The sequence below is a fragment of the Delftia sp. WSY_7 genome, from assembly GCF_043104845.1.
Lineage (GTDB): Bacteria > Pseudomonadota > Gammaproteobacteria > Burkholderiales > Burkholderiaceae_C > Comamonas > Comamonas tsuruhatensis.
The window spans coordinates 378,410-395,181 of the sequence record NZ_JBICLB010000035.1 but is presented as its reverse complement, the minus strand read 5'-3'; the positions used below and the strand labels follow the sequence as shown (position 1 = coordinate 395,181).

The window sequence follows — 16,772 nt, the reverse complement described above, 5'->3', positions numbered from 1 at the left end:
ATGCAACGGCCTTTTTGCTTGGGTGCGTACACGGATGCCTCCATCCCAAGCACCATCAGGTATCGGCAGGGTCAAAAAAAAGGGAGCCGACGGCTCCCTTTCTTGACGATGAGGGTCTCAACCCCACCCCGTCACTTGCGCAGCAGTTGCTTGAGCACGTTCTGCAGGCGGCGTGCGGTGGCGTCATCGCGTGCCGATGCCAGCACCCGCGCGGCATCGCTGCCCCAGGTTTCCTGCGGGGCCGGATCGTTGCGGCGCGTCAGCAGTTGCAGCTGCAGGGCACGGCGGGCGCTCAGATGCTCTGCAGGCGTGGGCACGTCGGCAGCCATTTCAAGGCGCAGCAGGGCTTCACCCGCATCACCCTTGGGCGCCTGGGCCAGTGCCTGCGACCAGGCGTTGCGCACTTGCGCAGACACGCGACCGCCGAGCTGCTGGGCCGCCGGAATCTGCGTAGCGTCACGCGATTCCCAGGCCGCCATCAGCTGGGTCAGCGCTTCGCCATGGGCCTGGGCCGCGAGCTTGCGCAGAGCGTCCTGCGCATGCTCCATGGCTTCACGCTGGGCACGGAAGGCCGGATCGGCCAGGCGCGGACCGCGCTCTTCACGCGGTTCGCGGCCAAAGCGGCCATTGTCACGGTTGTCGCGTCCGTCCCTTCCATCGCGGCCACGGCCACCGTCGCGGCGGTCGCCAGGACGGGCAGCGCGCGCACCACCCTCTTCCTTCTTCATGCCGGGACGATCATCCCCGCGCACGGCAACCACGGGGCGCACCGGCGCCGGCTTCGCTTGCGATTCTTCCGAGCCGGCCGCAGCCACTGGCGCCTGTTCCGGCTGGGCAGCGTTGACGGAGGCATCGGCACGGCCGCGCAGCGCCTGCTCCAGAGCCTCCACCGCAGCGCGGATTTGCTGCACGTCACCCGATGTGTTGGCAGCTTCCACGGCCTGCGAAGCCTCCAGTACGCGGCGGTCATGGTCGCTGAGCTGCACGGCTGCGGCCCGGGAACCACGCTCGCTGCCCTTGCGGTTGAAAGCCTCGTCCAGGGGCTTGCGGAAGGCGTCCCACAGCTTTTGCTCGTGCTTGCGATCCAGCGGCACGGCCTGTGCCTCGGCCTGCCAGCGCTGCTGCAGTGCCTTGACGGCATCGATGCGCAGGCTGGGTGCGGCGCCCAGCGCCGTGGCCTCGTCGATCATGGCGTGGCGGCGCTGCAGGCTGGCCTTTTGCGCAGCATGCAGCGGAGCCTCGGCCAGGGCCATGGCCTGCTTGAACTGGGGCTGCAGCTCGGCAAACAGTTTTTCACCGATATGACCGCTCTCGCGCCAGCGTTCAGCGAACTGGCGCAATGCGCGGGCCGCACCCTTGAGATCTTCGCTGGCGGCCTGCTGCGCTGCCCAGGCCTTGATCTCTTCGATCAGCGCCAGGCGCTGTGCCTTGGACTGGGTGGTTTCCGTGCGCAGCTTGTCGTGCCAGGACTCGACCACCTTGTGGGCCGCGTTGCAGGCTTCGTCAAACTTCTTCCAGAGAGCGTGGTTGGCCGCGCTGCCCTGGTCGGCCAGCTTCCACTGCTCACGCAGGCTGCGCAGGGATTCCTGGATCTTGCGACCGCCCAGCGCCTGGCCTTCGGGACGGTTCAGCAGAGCTTCCGCCTTGGCAACCAGCTCCTCACGCAGCTTGTCTGCGTTCTGGCGCGGCCAGCCTTCGGCTTCGCCTGCTGCCAAGAGGGCCTCGTGCACCTTGGTGACCAGTGCGTCGTCCACCAGACGACCATGGGCCTTGATGGCGGCACGCACGGCTTGCACGGCAGCGGAGCCAGCCTTGCTTTCGCCAGCAGCCGTCTCGGCCTGGAGCTGTTCCAGCGCCTGGGTCAGGGCAGCGCTGGCGGCAGCCACCTGCTCAGGCGACGTCTTGGCCTTGGGCTGCGCTGCGCTGCGGCCGGCAGGCGCTGGCTTGGACGGCTCGGCGGCCGCTGCCTCGGGAGGCAGGCCACGCGCCACACGCAGTTCATCGGCCCACACGGGCACGGTGGGCAGCGGGGCTGCTTCGTCCGCTGCGGCGGCCTCGGTCAGCGCAAGGGCAGACTGGAAGGCATCCCAGACAAGGATCAGCTGTGCGCTGGCGGCTTCCAGCTGGGGCGGGAAGCGTCCATCCACGCTGGCCCAGTTGGCATCGCCGGTGAGCTCGCCGGCCTGCTCCTGCCAGCGGGCCACGTCGGCGCGCAGGTTGTCGAGGACAGCCTGGGCGTCGCGCCATGGCTTGGTGGACAGGACTTCGATGCGCTGGGCCAGCAAGACAGCCACTTCGCGCTGGACCTGCACGCGATGCTGCAGTTCCTCGATGGCCTTGACGCGCTCGGCCAGTTGGGCCTTGTACTGCGACAGCGGCTCACGCGACAGCGGGGCGCCTGCCTTGGCGGCGTCGCGCTGCCAGGCGATGGCGTCGGCGGCATTGAAGGGCGATGCGACCAGCAGTGCCTGGGCCTTTTCAGCCCATTCCACTGCGATCTTTTCCTGGTCTTTGGTGCGGCGGATTTCATCCAGACGCTCACGCACGGCGCGGGCCGCGCTCTTGTCGCGCGCGCTCAGCTCCTTGAGGACGTCCTGCAATTGCTCGACCGAAGGCTGGGTTGCCAGCCAGTCGCGGATGCGCGAGGCGCGATCACCCGAGGTTTCGGCGGAGAAGGCACCGCCCGTGAGCACATCCAAGGGGTGTTGTTCAGGATTCTTGGCAGAAGCAGGGCTCACTTCAGGTGCATCGGACATGGTGCTGCGGGGGGAAAGAGAAGACATGAATCAATCGTTGAATGCCTGGCTGCTGCGGGCCGCCAGACGCGGCCGGCCGGGCTGCATGCGGGCATGCTAGCCGGGCCGGGAAAACCATATTCTCGCCGTTATTTGAAGCGGAGCCAAAACCGGGCTACTGTGCGGACAGGCTGAGCTGGGCGCGCGGGCTCCATTCCTGGTCGTCGGAATCCAGTTTCGGGGCCCCGAGAAACAGGCGCTCGAGCGGCAACTGCTGCTGCGCCAGATAGTCGCGAACGGCCACGCCGCGCGCCAGCGCCAGCTCGCGCATGGCATCGTCGGGCACGGTGATCTGCTCCAGCAGCAGGCTGCGCATCTGGTCGGTGGGCAAGTCCTTGGCCATGCCGATGACATTGCGCGGCTTGGCAAAGTCGGCACGGCTGTAAAGCGCCTTGGTCAAAGCCGGCACTTCGGCAGCAGGCAACTCGGTCACCGATTCTGCCGATTTGCCCTCGCGCAGCACCTGGCGGCGTTTCTGGGCCAGCAACAGGCGGTCGAGTTCGGCCTGCTTCCAGGCCTCCTTGTCCTGGGCCTCGCGCGCCTCGCCGATCACGGTGAGCCTGAGGGCCGGGCGCTCCTTGAGGGAGGCGACCACCTTGTCCAGGCTTTCGCGGGCCTTGGCATCGATCTGGGATCGGCCCGGCGCAAAGGCCACCACGCCCGACTCGCTGCTGCCGCCAAATGCGCCCGACAGCAGCGAGAACGGCGAGGTGACGGCCTTCATGATCAGGTTGCCGATGATCTTGAAGATGACTGGCGCCAACCTGAATTGCGGGTCGTTGAGCGAGCCGCTGACCGGCAGGTCCAGGTCGATGACGCCGTTGCGGTCGGCCAGCAATGCCACGGCCAGGCGCACGGGCAGCGAGGCCGGCGCACCTTCGACGGCTTCGCCGAAGGTGAGCTGGTGCAGCACCAGCTTGTTGCGCGCCGTGAGCTGACCATCGGGCTCGATCTTGTAGCTGACATCCATGCTGAGCTTGCCGCGCTCGATGCCATGGCCCGCGTACTTGATGGAGTACGGCGACAGCGGCGGCAGCTCCAGATCGCGCATCTGGGCGCGTATGTCCAGGGCCAGCGGCTTGGCCAGCGGATTGACCTGGCCGGTGATCTCCAGCGAAGCCGTGCCCTGGGCGCGGCCGCGCAGCTCCACATCCGCCAGTTGCGGCCCCTGCTCCCCGGCCGGCTGTTCGGACGAGAAGGCGCTCAGGCGGCCGGCCAGCTCGCTGAGGTCAGCCGAGTAGTTGGGCTGGATGAAGTAGTCGGAGAACTGCACCTTGCCGCCCGTCAGCACGATGGGGCCTATCTTGATGACCGGTGCAGGCCCGGAAGCGGCCTTCGGCGGGACGGGCTCGGCAGGAGCCGCCGCGCCATCCGCAGCCGGCGCGGTGTTTTGCTCCAGGGACTGCTGAGACTGGGCCGACTTGACGATGTCCTGCAGATTGATGCGGCCATTGCGCTGCACGATCACGCGTGCAAAGAAGTCGCTGAGCGCCGTCTCGCGCACGCTCAGGCGCAGCGGCTGGGCGGGCTGCATCTGCAGGTCCAGGCCACGCACGGCCAAGGTTTTCCAGGCGACGAGTTCATCGCGCAGGCCCAGGCCCAAGGCAGCCGATCGAGCCTTGGCCCGGTCGGCCGTGGATTCGCTGAGCACGGCTGCCACGGCGCCTGCAGCCGTGCTGGGTGCGCCCTGCACCGCAGCCTCACCCCCGGCTTGCACGGGCGAGGCCAGCGCGGAACGCATGCGCAGATCCACCAGTTCGACATCGCCCTGCACCATCAGCTCGGGGCCGGCAGGCTGGCTGGCAAAGCGCAGCTGACCCAGGAAATTGCCATCGGCGCGCACCAGCTCCACATTGAGCATGTCGGCAAAGTAGGGCTCCAGCGCGTGCAGCGGCAGGCTGCGCGCCTGCAGCCTGCCCTGAAGCGACAGTGGCGCCAGTCCCAGATCGCCGCGCAGGCTCAGCGATCCTGCCTGGACACGCCGGCCCGAGCCGACCTGGGCGGACAGCTCCAGCGGCGTGGGAGCGGACTTGGCCGCCAGCGGCTCGATGGCGCCCAGGCGCAGGCGCAGTGAACTCAGATCCAGGGACACGGTGCGCGCCGAATCAGCGTTGCGCACGGGCGCTTCGTCACGCAGCGCAACGGCGCCACCGTCCACTTCCACGGCCTGCAGCCTCAGACCCCAGGGCCTGGGCTTGTCCTTGGCGGGGTCCGGCGTCGCAGGTGCCGAGGTTGCGGGTGGCAGCCATTGCTCATACATCCACCGGCCCTGGGCGTCGCGCGACACTCCCAGCTGCGGCTTTTGCAGCGCCAGGCGCCCCACGGAAACCTGCTGGCTGGCCAGATTGACCTGTACCTGCTCCAGCAGCAGGCGCGCGATGTCGACCGGCGCGGCCTTGTCCTTGAGGCTCAACTGCTCCACGCCCAGTTCGGCCACCTGCACCACCATGGCGGAGCCGCTCCAGCCCAGGCCGGCGTCGGTGCTCAGCAGGCCGGTCAGCTCCGGCTTGAGATGGGCAGACAGATACGGCGCCGCCAGTTGCAGAGGCAACTGGCGCGCGGAGACGGCCAGTTGCCCCTGCCTGTCGGTCATGGCGCCGCTCAGCCTCAGTTCGGCGGGTTTTGCGCCCTCTCCTGCCGCTGCAGACTGCACCTGCATGCCGGCATCAAATTGCAAAGGCTGCTCCAGCGGCCAGCGGACATCGCGCACTTCCAATGACAGCTGGCGCGCCTGAAGCGCCGCACCCGACTGGCCTGCGCCGGGCGACGCATCGCGCCAATGCACCGTGGCATCGGAAATGGCCAGCCTGTCCAGGCTCACCTTCCAGGGCTGGGGCGCATCGGAGGCAGGCTTTTCCACTGCCGGCCTGGAATCGGAGGCAGAGCGACTGCCCATCGCCATCCAGTTGATGCGGCCTTGCGCATCACGGGCCGCGAAAATCTCTGGAGCGCTCCACTGCACGGACTCCAGCTCCACCACCGACTGCAGGGGCTGCACGTTCTTGAGCACGGCCGCCAGGCGCTCGAAACGCAGCAGGGGCGCCTCATCGCGGTCAAGCAACTCGGCACCGGACAGGTTGACCTCGCCGGTGATCCGCACCACGGCCTGCTCGGCCTGCTCAAAGGAGATGTGCAGATTGGTATCCAGCACGCCGGAGCGCGGCTTGACGGGAGCATTGGCGGGCACATAGCCCAGGTAAGGCGTCAGGTCCACGCCCTGCCAGCTCAGATCGACGGCCGTCTGGCGCTGGTCGGTGAAAGGCGTGCTCTGGGCACTGGATTCAAAGCGGCTGCCGTTGAGCGCGAAGGACAGGTGCGGCAGCACCTTGATCTCGCGCTTGGACTCCAGATTGCTGATGAACGGCAGCTTCAGCTGCAGCTGATCCAGCATGTGCTCACGCTGCTGGACAGCGTCCTGCAATTGCACGCGGCCGTCGCGCAGCGCAATGTTGTACAGCGCAAAGCCCAAGGGCTTGGCCGGCGGCGTATCGCTGGGCTCGGCCAGCCGGGCCAGCACATCATCCACATCGAAGTGCCCCAGGCTCTGCTGCGTGAGGCGCAGCACCGGCGCATCGACCTCGATGGCATCCAGGACAGGCGCCAGCCTGAAGAGGGACTGGATACTGGCATTCACATAGATGCGGTCGACCTGCAGCTGTGGCGACGACGGCGCGGGTTCTGCCTGCCCTGCGCCCGCCGGCTGGCTTTTGGCAATGCGCAGATCACGCAGGGTCAGCTCCAGCGACCAGGGCCGGAACTCCACTGCCCCCACATGGACCTGGCGACCCAGCTTGGCCGATGCCTGCTTTTCCAGCTGGCTTTTGGCGACAACGGGCACCAGCGCCCACAGCAGCAGCCACAGCAAAAGAAACGCTGCAAAGGCGATGGCCAGCCTGCGCAGCCAGCGGTGCTTGAAGAGAAATTGCATGGGGCTCTAATAACTAGTACGGCGCCATCCTGGACAGAGGACGCAGCGGTGGCTGCATTGCATCAGAAATTGGGCTGGCAGCAAGACCTCAACCCGCATCACCGCACATTTCTTGACGTTGCAGTCACCCTGGAACGACAAAGCCCGGAAGCCTTGAACCGGCTTCCGGGCTTTACGGCAGGCACAAGTCCTGGCCGTTTTCCGCAGTCAAGGAGAGGATGGTCCTTGCTGCTCGGAAGCAAGAGATTGCTTCCAGGAAGGCCGCGGAAGAAGACTTGAACGACTGTGCCCGAACCATCGAACACCACTTTTACCCGTCTTCCACCTTGGCGAGACGACTGCAGGAGCAGTCGCCTCCAATATAGAAGGACGCAGGCCAGGCCTGCCAGTGCTTTTGCATTTCATTGCAATTTCATGAAGCCCTGTACAACCGCCGCAAGCGCCCCACATCGGTAGCACGCAACCTGCTCTCAAACACTCAGAAACTGTGTTTGCATCCATGGTTTGTTATTATTCATCGATCTAACAAACGCACTTCATAGTGTTGACCGTGTATTTGGTGAACTCCTAGAATCCGCCAGCGCTCGAATAGAGCGTTTTTTGTTTCTGCTGCCTCACGACTGAGCAGATCCCGCAGGCCTACAACGCAATGGTGCACCAAGCGCCAGCCTCCCGGATCCGCAGCACCCAATCCAGGGTGTCAGCCTCACCGGCCTTCGCTTCGGCGAAGGCCGTTTCGGGTTGGTGCCCCTAGAAAGGAAAAAGCTATGCCAGCGTCAGGAAAATTTTTCGCCGCCGCGCGAACGTTCGCCATCGATGTGGCCAACGGTTTTCTTGCCATCATCCACAACAGCTTCGCCCTTCTGGGCCTGGCTGTGGCCTTCCTGGCCATTACCTTGTTCGCCCGTCCCGACCTGCGCGATGCCGGAGAGAGCCAGCTGCGCTCCTGGCTGACCGCTCGCCAGATGGCAGAGCTGGGTGCGCCCGTCGAACTCGCCGCCAGCGACCGCGCGACGGCGACCAACCCGAAGAACCTGCCCAAGGATCAGGCGGCCGTGGCCTTCTGGCTCAGCAAGAAGTACCGCGTGGCGCCCGAGCCCATCGCGGCACTGGTCAGCGAGGCCTACGACCTGGGCAAGGTCAACCGCCTGGACCCGACGCTGATCCTGGCCATCATGGCCATCGAGTCCAGCTTCAATCCGTTCGCGCAAAGTGCTGTCGGCGCGCAGGGCCTGATGCAGGTGATGACCACGGTGCATACCGACAAGTACGAGAACTTCGGCGGCCAGAACGCCGCGTTCGACCCCGTCAGCAATCTGCGCGTGGGCGTGCGCGTGCTCAAGGAGTGCATTGAGCGCGCCGGCTCCATCGAAGGTGGACTGCGCTACTACGTGGGCGCGGCCAACCTGCCCACCGACGGCGGCTATGCCGCCAAGGTGCTGGCCGAGCACCAGCGCCTGCGCATGGCCGCCGGCCTGCGTGCCGTGCCGCTGATGACCGCCAAGATCGAGCAGCCCAAGCAGGCCGTCCAGATCGCAGCCACCAAGCCGGCCACATCCACGGCCGAGGCAGCCGGACCTGCGGCCTCGGCTGCGTCCGCTGGCACCCCGGCAGTGCCGGTCAGCTCGAGCAGCATGTCCGCGCGCACCGAACAGGTGGCCCTGCAGACACAGGAGCCGGCGCTGTAACCGGGAACCACCGACATGGCGCACGAAGCTGGCTAAGGCCAGCTTTTTTCATGCCTGCCTGCACCCGCTGATCTGCCAGGCAGGCGGCTTCGCCAACGCCCCTCGCCTGTCTTCGGCTCCATCAGCTCAGCTACACTAGCGGGGTACGCAACTGGCGATAGGCGCAGCCGCTTCACGCACCGCTGCCGCTGACGTGGAAACCAGCAGAAGGCCTGAAAAGAACCACCTTCTGTGAACCACCGGGGAGCGTACCGCCCAGCCTCCATGCGCACGCGGGATCTGGAGTGTTCCGCCGTTCGCCTGGGCAGCCCTTGGCCTCAAGGGAATTTCAAGTTCACAGGACTGCCATGTTTCAACGCACCAATACCGTCGAGAAGGTCGACGCCGAAGTCTTTGCCGCCATCCAGGCCGAGAACCTGCGTCAACAAGAACATATCGAGCTGATCGCCAGCGAGAACTACTGCTCGCCCGCCGTGATGGAAGCCCAGGGCTCCCAGCTCACCAACAAGTACGCAGAAGGCTATCCAGGCAAGCGCTACTACGGCGGCTGCGAAAACGTCGATGTGGTCGAGCAGCTTGCCATCGACCGCGTCAAGAAGCTGTTCGGCGCCGAGGCCGCCAACGTTCAGCCCAACTCCGGCTCCCAGGCCAACCAGGCCGTGCTGATGGCCTTTGCCAAGCCCGGCGACACCATCATGGGCATGAGCCTGGCCGAAGGCGGCCACCTGACGCACGGCATGCCGCTGAACATGTCGGGCAAGTGGTTCAACGTGGTCTCCTACGGCCTGAACGCCGAAGAAGCCATCGACTACGACAAGATGGAAGCGCTGGCGCGCGAGCACAAGCCCCGCATCATCGTGGCCGGCGCATCGGCCTACGCCCTGGCCATCGACTTCGAGCGCTTCGCCAAGATCGCAAAGGAAGTCGGCGCCATCTTCTGGGTGGACATGGCCCACTACGCCGGCCTGATCGCCGCGGGCGTGTACCCCAACCCCGTGCCCCACGCCGACGTGGTCACCACCACCACGCACAAGAGCCTGCGCGGCCCGCGCGGCGGCGTGATCCTGATGAAGGCCCAGCATGAGAAGGCCATCAACAGCGCCATCTTCCCCGGCCTGCAAGGCGGCCCGCTGATGCACGTCATCGCCGGCAAGGCCGTGGCCTTCAAGGAAGCACTGTCTCCCGAGTTCAAGGCCTACCAGGAGCAGGTCGTGAAGAATGCCAAGGTCGTCGCCGAAACGCTGACGGCCCGCGGCCTGCGCATCGTCTCCGGCCGCACGGAAAGCCACGTCATGCTGGTGGACCTGCGCGCCAAGGGCATCACCGGCAAGGCGGCCGAAGCCGCGCTGGGTGCCGCCCACATGACGATCAACAAGAACTCCATCCCCAACGATCCCGAAAAACCGATGGTGACCAGCGGCATCCGCGTGGGCACGCCCGCCATGACCACGCGCGGCTTCAAGGAAGAGGAAGCCCGCCTGACGGCCAACCTGCTGGCCGACGTGCTGGAGAACCCCAGCGACGAAGCCAACCTGGCCCGCGTGCGCGCCCAGGTGGCCGAGCTGACGGCCCGCTTCCCGGTCTACGGCGCCTGATTTGAGCGCATAGAGGCCTGCCATGAAGTGCCCGTTCTGCAGCCACCCGGACACCCAGGTCGTGGAGACCCGTGAGGCCGAGGATGGGGGCTTCATCCGCCGCCGCCGCCAATGCGGCGGCTGCGACAAGCGCTTCACCACCTATGAGCGGCCCGAGGTCAGCTTCCCCGCCATCGTCAAGAAGGACGGGCGGCGCATCGAGTACGAGCGCGCCAAGCTGCTGGGTTCGTTCAAGATTGCGCTGCGCAAGCGTCCCGTGAGCACGGAGCAGATCGATGCCGCCATCGAGCGCATCGAGGAACGGCTGCGCAACCTGGGCGAGCGCGAAGTGCTCTCCAGCCGCCTGGGCGAGATGGTGATGCGCGAGCTCAAGCTGCTCGACAAGGTCGGCTACATCCGCTACGCCAGCGTCTACCGCAGCTTCGAGGACGTGGACGACTTCAAGAACGTCATGGATGAAGTCCGCAATCCTGGCTGATCAGGCCGGCAGGACACAAGAAAGCCGCCCTTGGGCGGCTTTCTCTTTGGCGTCCTGGCAGCGCTTTCAGGGCGCCGCGGCAGGAATCGGCGCCAGGCCTGAATCGACGTCGCCGCACTGGGCGCGGTGGCGCAGGGCGTGGTCCATCACCACCAGGGCCAACAACGCTTCGGCGATGGGCGCGGCGCGGATGCCCACGCAGGGGTCATGGCGACCCTTGGTGATGACTTCGGTGCTCTGGCCCTGGGTGTCGATGGACTCGCGCGGCGTGATGATGGAGCTGGTGGGCTTGATGGCGATGCGCACCTCCAGATCCTGGCCCGTGCTGATGCCGCCCACGATGCCACCGGCGTTGTTGCTGCGAAAGCCCTCGGGGCTCAGCGAGTCGCCGTGCGTGGTGCCGCGCTGGACCACGCTGTCGAAGCCCGCGCCGATCTCCACGGCCTTGACGGCGTTCAGTCCCATCATGGCGTAGGCGACGTCGGCATCGAGGCGGTCATACAGCGGCTGGCCCAGGCCCACCGGCATGCCACTGGCCTGCACGCGCAGCGCGGCGCCGCAGGAGTCGCCCGACTTGCGCAGCGCATCCATGTATTCCTCGTAGCGGGACACATCGGCCACCGGCGCAAAGAAGGGATTGTTGCGCACATGCTCCCAGCTCTCGAAGGGCAGCGACAGCTCGCCCACCTGGGTCATGCAGGCGCGGAACTCGGTGCCGAATTTTTCCTTGAGCCACTTCTTGGCCACGGCGCCGGCCGCCACCGTGGGCGCCGTCAGCCGTGCGGAGGAGCGGCCGCCGCCGCGCGGATCACGGATGCCGTACTTCTGGAAGTAGGCGTAGTCGGCATGGCCGGGACGAAAGCTTTGCGCAATGTTGGAGTAGTCCTTGCTGCGCTGGTCGGTATTGCGGATCAGCAAAGCGATCGGCGTGCCCGTGGTACGGCCTTCGTAGACACCCGAGAGGATTTCCACCGCGTCCGGCTCGTTGCGCTGCGTCACGAACTTGCTGGTGCCGGGGCGGCGGCGGTCCAGGTCGTGCTGGATGTCCGCCTCGCTCAGTGCCATGCCAGGCGGGCAACCGTCGATGACGCAGCCGATGGCCGGGCCATGCGATTCGCCGAAGTTGGTGACAGTGAATAGGGTTCCGAAGGTGTTGCCGCTCATAGGCCGATGATTATGCCCGGGTCGCCCCCAGGCGCCGCTCCCGCTGCAGCGGTGCATTGCGCAGGCTGCCATCTCCTGCAAAGAAACAATAAAACTATCAAATTACAAATATTGATAGCTAGAATTGCAGAACATTGTTCTTCAACCGCCTGCGGACCATCCCTCAGGCACCAGCCGCAACTTGCGGGAGATTCGTGAAATGCAGACCTCTTCCGGCTCAACGCAACGCCAGGATCGCAGCGATCCTGCGAGCAGCACTCCACCGCCCTCACCCATCCTTCAACAGGATGCCGGTGACCAGAATCTTCACCCCACCCTGATGACCATGCTGCTGGTCTCAGCCAGGCCCGATGATTTCAGAACCCGCAACCGGCTTGCCCAGGCCAAGCAGTACATGCGGGCCCGGCTGGATGACCCCGAGCTCAAGCCGCTGCAGGTGGCCCAGGGCCTGGGCATGTCGCTGCGCAGCCTGGCGCGCCTGTTCGCCACCGAGGGACTGACTCCCAGCCGCTGGCTCTGGAACGAGCGCCTGGCCCAGGCCCACCTGCTGCTGCAGGCCGACAATGCGCGGCGCGTGACCGATGTGGCGATGGCCTGCGGCTTCACCAGCTTCTCGCACTTCAGCCGCGTCTTCAGGCAGGCCTATGCCGTGCCGCCCAGCGCCTTGCTCAAGCCCCGGCGCAGCAGCGTGCATTGAGCGGGCTTGCGCCCGCCCGTAAAAAGCCAAGGCCTGCGCCGCGTTCTGCGGTCGCAGGCCTTGCTGCATGGGCAGGGACGGTCTTGCCGCGACCGGATGATCAGTCCGCGCCCTGGCGCTCGCCTTCGGGCCAGTCGCGGATATAGGCCTTGAGCATGCGGTTCTCGAAGTTCTGGCTGTCCACCACGGCCTTGGCCACGTCGTACAGGCTGATCACGCCCATCAGCATGCGCTTGTCCATCACCGGCATGTAGCGCGCATGGCGGTCCAGCATCATGCGGCGCACCTCATCCATGTCGGTTTCCATGGTGCAGGTCATGGGAGCGTCGTCCATGGCCGAGCGCACCAGCGTCTCGCCCACGCCGCCGTGCTTGACAAAGCCCTGGATCACTTCGCGGAAGGTCAGCATGCCGACCACGTCGCCGTGCTCCATGACCACGAGGGAGCCGATATCGCGCTCGGACATCACCTGCACCGCGCTGGCCAGGCTTTCGTCCGGCGACACCGTGTAGAGGGTGTTGCCCTTGACGCGCAGGATGTCACTTACTTTCATGCCGTATCTCCAAGATTGTCTGTGTCGCCGTGGTTGCGGCAAGCCCATGTCTGTCGGGAAATATAGCCCACAATGCCCGCTTGCCTTGACAACCATGGAGACAGGAATGCCCGGCTACTCGGATCCCGGCTTTGACACTCTGGCGCTGCACGCGGGCGCACAGCCCGACCCCGCCACCGGTGCGCGCGCGACGCCCATCCACCTCACGACCTCGTTCGTGTTCGAGTCCAGCGACCATGCGGCCTCGCTGTTCAACCTGGAGCGCCCAGGCCACGTCTACAGCCGCATCTCCAATCCCACGAATGCTGTGCTGGAGCAGCGCGTCTCGGCCCTGGAAGGCGGCGTGGGCGCCATCGCCGTAGCCAGCGGCCAGGCGGCGCTGCACCTGTCGGTGGCCACGCTCATGGGCGCGGGCAGCCACATCGTGGCCAGCACGGCGCTGTACGGCGGCTCGCAGAACCTGCTGCACTACACGCTGGCGCGCTTCGGCATAGAGACCACCTTCGTCAAGCCCGGCGACATCGACGGCTGGCGCGCCGCCGTGCGGCCCAATACCAAGCTGTTCTTCGGCGAGACCGTGGGCAACCCGGGCCTGGACGTGCTCGACATTCCCACCATCAGCGCCATCGCGCATGAGGCCGGCGTGCCGCTGCTGGTGGACTCCACGCTGACCTCGCCCTGGCTGATGAAGCCGTTGGAGCATGGCGCGGACATCGTCTACCACTCGGCCACCAAGTTCCTGTCGGGCCACGGCACCGTGGTCGGGGGCATCGTGGTGGATGGCGGCAGCTTCGACTGGGAAAAGTCGGGACGCTTCCCGGAGCTGACCGAGCCCTACGACGGCTTCCACAACATGGTGTTCAGCGAGGAAAGCAGCACTGGCGCCTTCCTTCTGCGCGCACGCCGCGAAGGCCTGCGCGACTTCGGCGCCTGCATGAGCCCGCACACGGCCTGGCTGATCCTGCAGGGCATAGAGACGCTGCCGCTGCGCATGGAGCGCCATATCCGCAACACCGAGAAGGTGGTGCAATTCCTGGCCAGCCATCCGCTGGTGGGCCGCGTGGGCCACCCGCTGCTCGATACCCATCCCTCGCACCAGCTCGCCAAGAAGCTGCTGCCGCGCGGCGCAGGCTCGGTGTTCAGCTTCGACATCAAGGGCAACCGCAACCAGGGCCGCAAGTTCATCGAGACGCTCAAGGTCTTCAGCCACCTGGCCAACGTGGGCGACTGCCGCAGCCTGGTCATCCACCCTGCCAGCACCACGCACTTCCGCATGAGCGACGAGGCGCTGGCCCAGGCCGGCATCGGCCAGGGCACGATCCGCCTGTCCATCGGGCTGGAAGACGCAGACGACCTGATCGACGACCTCAAGCGCGCCCTCAAGGCGGCCGAGAAGGCCGCGTGAATCGGCAAGGGAGACACCAACAATGAAGATCGATGTTCACGGCCACGCCATCTACGCCTATACCGGCGGCAAGGCCTTCCATCCCGCACAGCCGACGGCCATCCTCATCCACGGCGTGCTGTGCGACCACAGCGTCTGGGCACTGCAAAGCCGTTACCTGGCCAACCACGGCTGGAACGTGCTGGCCATAGACCTGCCGGGCCACTGCCGCAGCGCAGGCGATGCGCCGGCCAGCGTGGAGGCGGCGGCGGATTTCATCGGCCAGCTCATGGATGCGGCAGGCATCGAGAAGGCCGCGCTGGTAGGCCACAGCTGGGGCAGCCTGATCGCCATGGAAGCGGCCGCGCGGCTGGGCGCGCGCGTCAGCCACCTGGTGCTGGTGGGCACGGCCTATCCGATGAAGGTCTCGCCCGCCCTGCTGGACTCCGCACTGAGCACGCCAGAGCAGGCCATCCGCATGGTCAATGTGTTCTCGCGCGCCACGCTGGCGCCACCCAGCGGCGCAGGCAGCTGGGTGTTTGGCGCCGGCATGGCGCTGGGCCGGCGCGTGCTGGCCAGCAATGACCGCACCAACCTGCTGCACGCCGGCTTCAAGGCCTGCGACAGCTACGCGGGCGGCGAGGCGGCCATGGCGGCGCTGCAATGCCCGGTCCTGTTCGCCCTGGGCGAGCAGGACCAGATGACGCCGCCCAAGGCCGCCAAGGGCCTGATCGAGGCGGCCCGGGGCGCGCAGCGCCAGGTCAGCATCGTGCACCTGCCCAGCGGCCACAACCAGATGACCGAGGCGCCCGACCAGACGCTGTTCGCCATCCGGGATTTCCTGGCGCGCTGAGACCGGCCGGGTCCTGCCCGCAGGGCAGGCACGCACTCACTCACGCACTCACGCCCCGCGCGCGGGGAAGATGCTCTTTTTCACGAGCGCGTGCACGCCCCAGTTGCCATCCACCACCTGGGTGATGCCGAAGTCCACGGCGATCGACATCAGCGAGATGGCCTCGTCCTCTCCCAGCCCCTGGGTGGTCATGAGGAAGTGGCGCATCTTGTGATAGGCGTCGCGCAGAGCCAGGTCCACGGAAGACTTCTTGAAGATCTGGTTTTGCGCATCCGGCCCCAGCTCCGCCAGGTAGTTGGCGTAGCTGAAGCCGTGCAGCAGCCATTCGTCCTGGGTTTCGAGCAGCGGATAGGCCAGCTCGGCCAGCGGCGTTCCAGGCAGGTCCGCCTTCTTGTGCAGGATCAACTGGAAGGTGCCGGTCAGCGAGCACTCGATGGCCGTGCCGCACAGCTCGGAGTCCCCCTGCGAGGCATGCGGATCGCCCACGGTGAAGTTGGCCCCTGGCACGGCCACGGGGAAATACATGGTCGCCCCCTTGCCGATGCGCCAGTTGTCGATGTTGCCGCCCGTGTGGTTGGGCGGAATGGAGCTGGCCATCTCCACCTCGGCCGGCGCCACGCCGATGGTGCCGAAATGCGGGCGCACGGGAACGCGGATATTGCGCAGCACGTTTTCGTTCTTGCTGATCGTGCGGTGGTCCACGGGCACGCCCGGATAGTCGATGGTCGGGTGGACCACGCCGAAGGGGTCGGTCTGCGGCGTCCAGCGGTAGTTGTAGACGGCGCGGGCCCAGTTGCGCTCGCCGGTCGCATCCACCTCGTAGATGGTGACCACCTCGCGCTTTCGGGGCTCGGTAAGCGTGTCGCCATAGTGAAAGCCCCAGTTCGCCGCCGCATTGCTGCCGAAGGTCCGGCCCTTGAACTGCGGGTTGCCCGAGGGGCGCGGCACCACATCAATGATGCGTACTTCCAGCACATCGCCGGGCTGGGCGCCCTTGATGCGTACCGGTCCCGTGCAGATGTGCACGCCCTGGCCTCCACCTGCGCCGTTCTTGGCATCCATGGGACCGGCGCCCCGGCGATCGACGTTCTTGCGCTGGCTGTCCCAGTGGAACACGCTCTCGGCGCCAGGGTCGCCCCGGACCATGCGTTCGGCATCGTCATTGGCATGGTGGGTCAGCGTCTCCATGGTCACGTAGTCACCCGATTCGACTTCGACCACCGGCTTGGCCGATCTGCTGAAGTAGCCCCAGAGCACGGTGCTGGCAGAGGCGGGAATGTAGTAGTGGCTGGCCATGCCCTGGCCAGCCCGGGCGCCAGGCGCACCCTGGGCAAAGGCCCGGGACGGTGCCATTGCACCGCTGATGGCGCCGGCCGAGACCGCGCCGCCACCGACCACCATGGCGTCGCGCAGGAAGGAACGGCGTGCAACCTGGAATTCCTCGCGGATCAGCGTCTCATCGGCTGGCGAAGCACCGTGCTGGCAGCCCGGGCCGCAGATATGTTCTTGGTGGGGAATGGTCATCGAAAATACTCCTGCTGTTGTGGATCGGTGCCGGCAGCGCCAGTGTCCAGGCGAGCATGTCCAGGCCGGTTGTTCCTGCGCGCACAAAAACTTGTCGCGGCTGCCATCCGGTG

General features: G+C 66.3%; 11 protein-coding genes and 1 riboswitch. Of the genes, 6 read left to right on the top strand and 5 right to left on the bottom strand.

The window, feature by feature from the left end:
• Positions 1 to 131: 131 nt before the first annotated feature.
• A complete protein-coding gene (locus ACF8ME_RS21505; protein WP_043792014.1) occupies positions 132 to 2,756 on the bottom strand; it encodes a DUF349 domain-containing protein in 2,625 nt (874 codons plus the stop codon).
• A 154-nt stretch (positions 2,757 to 2,910) separates the two neighbouring features.
• Entirely contained in the window at positions 2,911 to 6,723 is a 3,813-nt protein-coding gene (locus tag ACF8ME_RS21500) for a DUF748 domain-containing protein (protein WP_392418145.1), read from the bottom strand.
• Between the two features lie 767 nt (positions 6,724 to 7,490).
• On the opposite strand from ACF8ME_RS21500, the gene ACF8ME_RS21495 reads away from it, so the two are divergent.
• From ACF8ME_RS21495 to nrdR, 3 genes are all read left to right on the top strand, one after another.
• Positions 7,491 to 8,411 carry a lytic transglycosylase domain-containing protein gene (locus tag ACF8ME_RS21495; RefSeq protein ID WP_016447496.1) on the top strand — a complete coding sequence of 307 codons (921 nt, stop codon included), beginning with the start codon at positions 7,491 to 7,493 and terminating at the stop codon, positions 8,409 to 8,411.
• 137 nt (positions 8,412 to 8,548) lie between these two features.
• A riboswitch (ZMP/ZTP riboswitch) is annotated at positions 8,549 to 8,724 on the top strand.
• Between the two features lie 34 nt (positions 8,725 to 8,758).
• Positions 8,759 to 10,006, top strand: a complete 1,248-nt coding sequence (gene glyA / locus ACF8ME_RS21490; protein ID WP_392418144.1) for a serine hydroxymethyltransferase — start codon at positions 8,759 to 8,761, stop codon at positions 10,004 to 10,006.
• 22 nt (positions 10,007 to 10,028) lie between these two features.
• Positions 10,029 to 10,484, top strand: a complete 456-nt coding sequence (gene nrdR / locus ACF8ME_RS21485) for a transcriptional regulator NrdR (protein WP_012206755.1) — start codon at positions 10,029 to 10,031, stop codon at positions 10,482 to 10,484.
• A 66-nt stretch (positions 10,485 to 10,550) separates the two neighbouring features.
• Here nrdR and aroC read toward each other — a convergent pair whose 3' ends face one another.
• Entirely contained in the window at positions 10,551 to 11,648 is a 1,098-nt protein-coding gene (gene aroC / locus ACF8ME_RS21480) for a chorismate synthase (protein ID WP_016447498.1), read from the bottom strand.
• Positions 11,649 to 11,967: 319 nt separating this feature from the next.
• Here aroC and ACF8ME_RS21475 point away from each other — a divergent pair, with 319 nt between their 5' ends.
• Positions 11,968 to 12,345: a helix-turn-helix domain-containing protein gene (locus ACF8ME_RS21475; RefSeq protein ID WP_223275132.1), complete on the top strand. Its 378-nt coding sequence runs from the start codon at positions 11,968 to 11,970 to the stop codon at positions 12,343 to 12,345.
• Between the two features lie 100 nt (positions 12,346 to 12,445).
• Here the strand turns inward: ACF8ME_RS21475 and ACF8ME_RS21470 are convergent, their stop codons facing one another.
• On the bottom strand, positions 12,446 to 12,898 hold the full coding sequence (locus ACF8ME_RS21470; RefSeq protein ID WP_012206758.1) for a CBS domain-containing protein: 453 nt from the start codon (positions 12,896 to 12,898) through the stop codon (positions 12,446 to 12,448).
• Between the two features lie 106 nt (positions 12,899 to 13,004).
• Here ACF8ME_RS21470 and ACF8ME_RS21465 point away from each other — a divergent pair, with 106 nt between their 5' ends.
• Both ACF8ME_RS21465 and ACF8ME_RS21460 read left to right on the top strand, forming a co-directional pair.
• On the top strand, positions 13,005 to 14,303 hold the full coding sequence (locus ACF8ME_RS21465) for an O-acetylhomoserine aminocarboxypropyltransferase (protein WP_017406117.1): 1,299 nt from the start codon (positions 13,005 to 13,007) through the stop codon (positions 14,301 to 14,303).
• Between the two features lie 22 nt (positions 14,304 to 14,325).
• Entirely contained in the window at positions 14,326 to 15,135 is an 810-nt protein-coding gene (locus ACF8ME_RS21460; protein WP_392418141.1) for an alpha/beta fold hydrolase, read from the top strand.
• Positions 15,136 to 15,183: 48 nt separating this feature from the next.
• Here ACF8ME_RS21460 and ACF8ME_RS21455 read toward each other — a convergent pair whose 3' ends face one another.
• Complete coding sequence (locus ACF8ME_RS21455; RefSeq protein WP_034367320.1) at positions 15,184 to 16,659, bottom strand: acetamidase/formamidase family protein; 1,476 nt, start codon at positions 16,657 to 16,659, stop codon at positions 15,184 to 15,186.
• Positions 16,660 to 16,772: the final 113 nt, after the last annotated feature.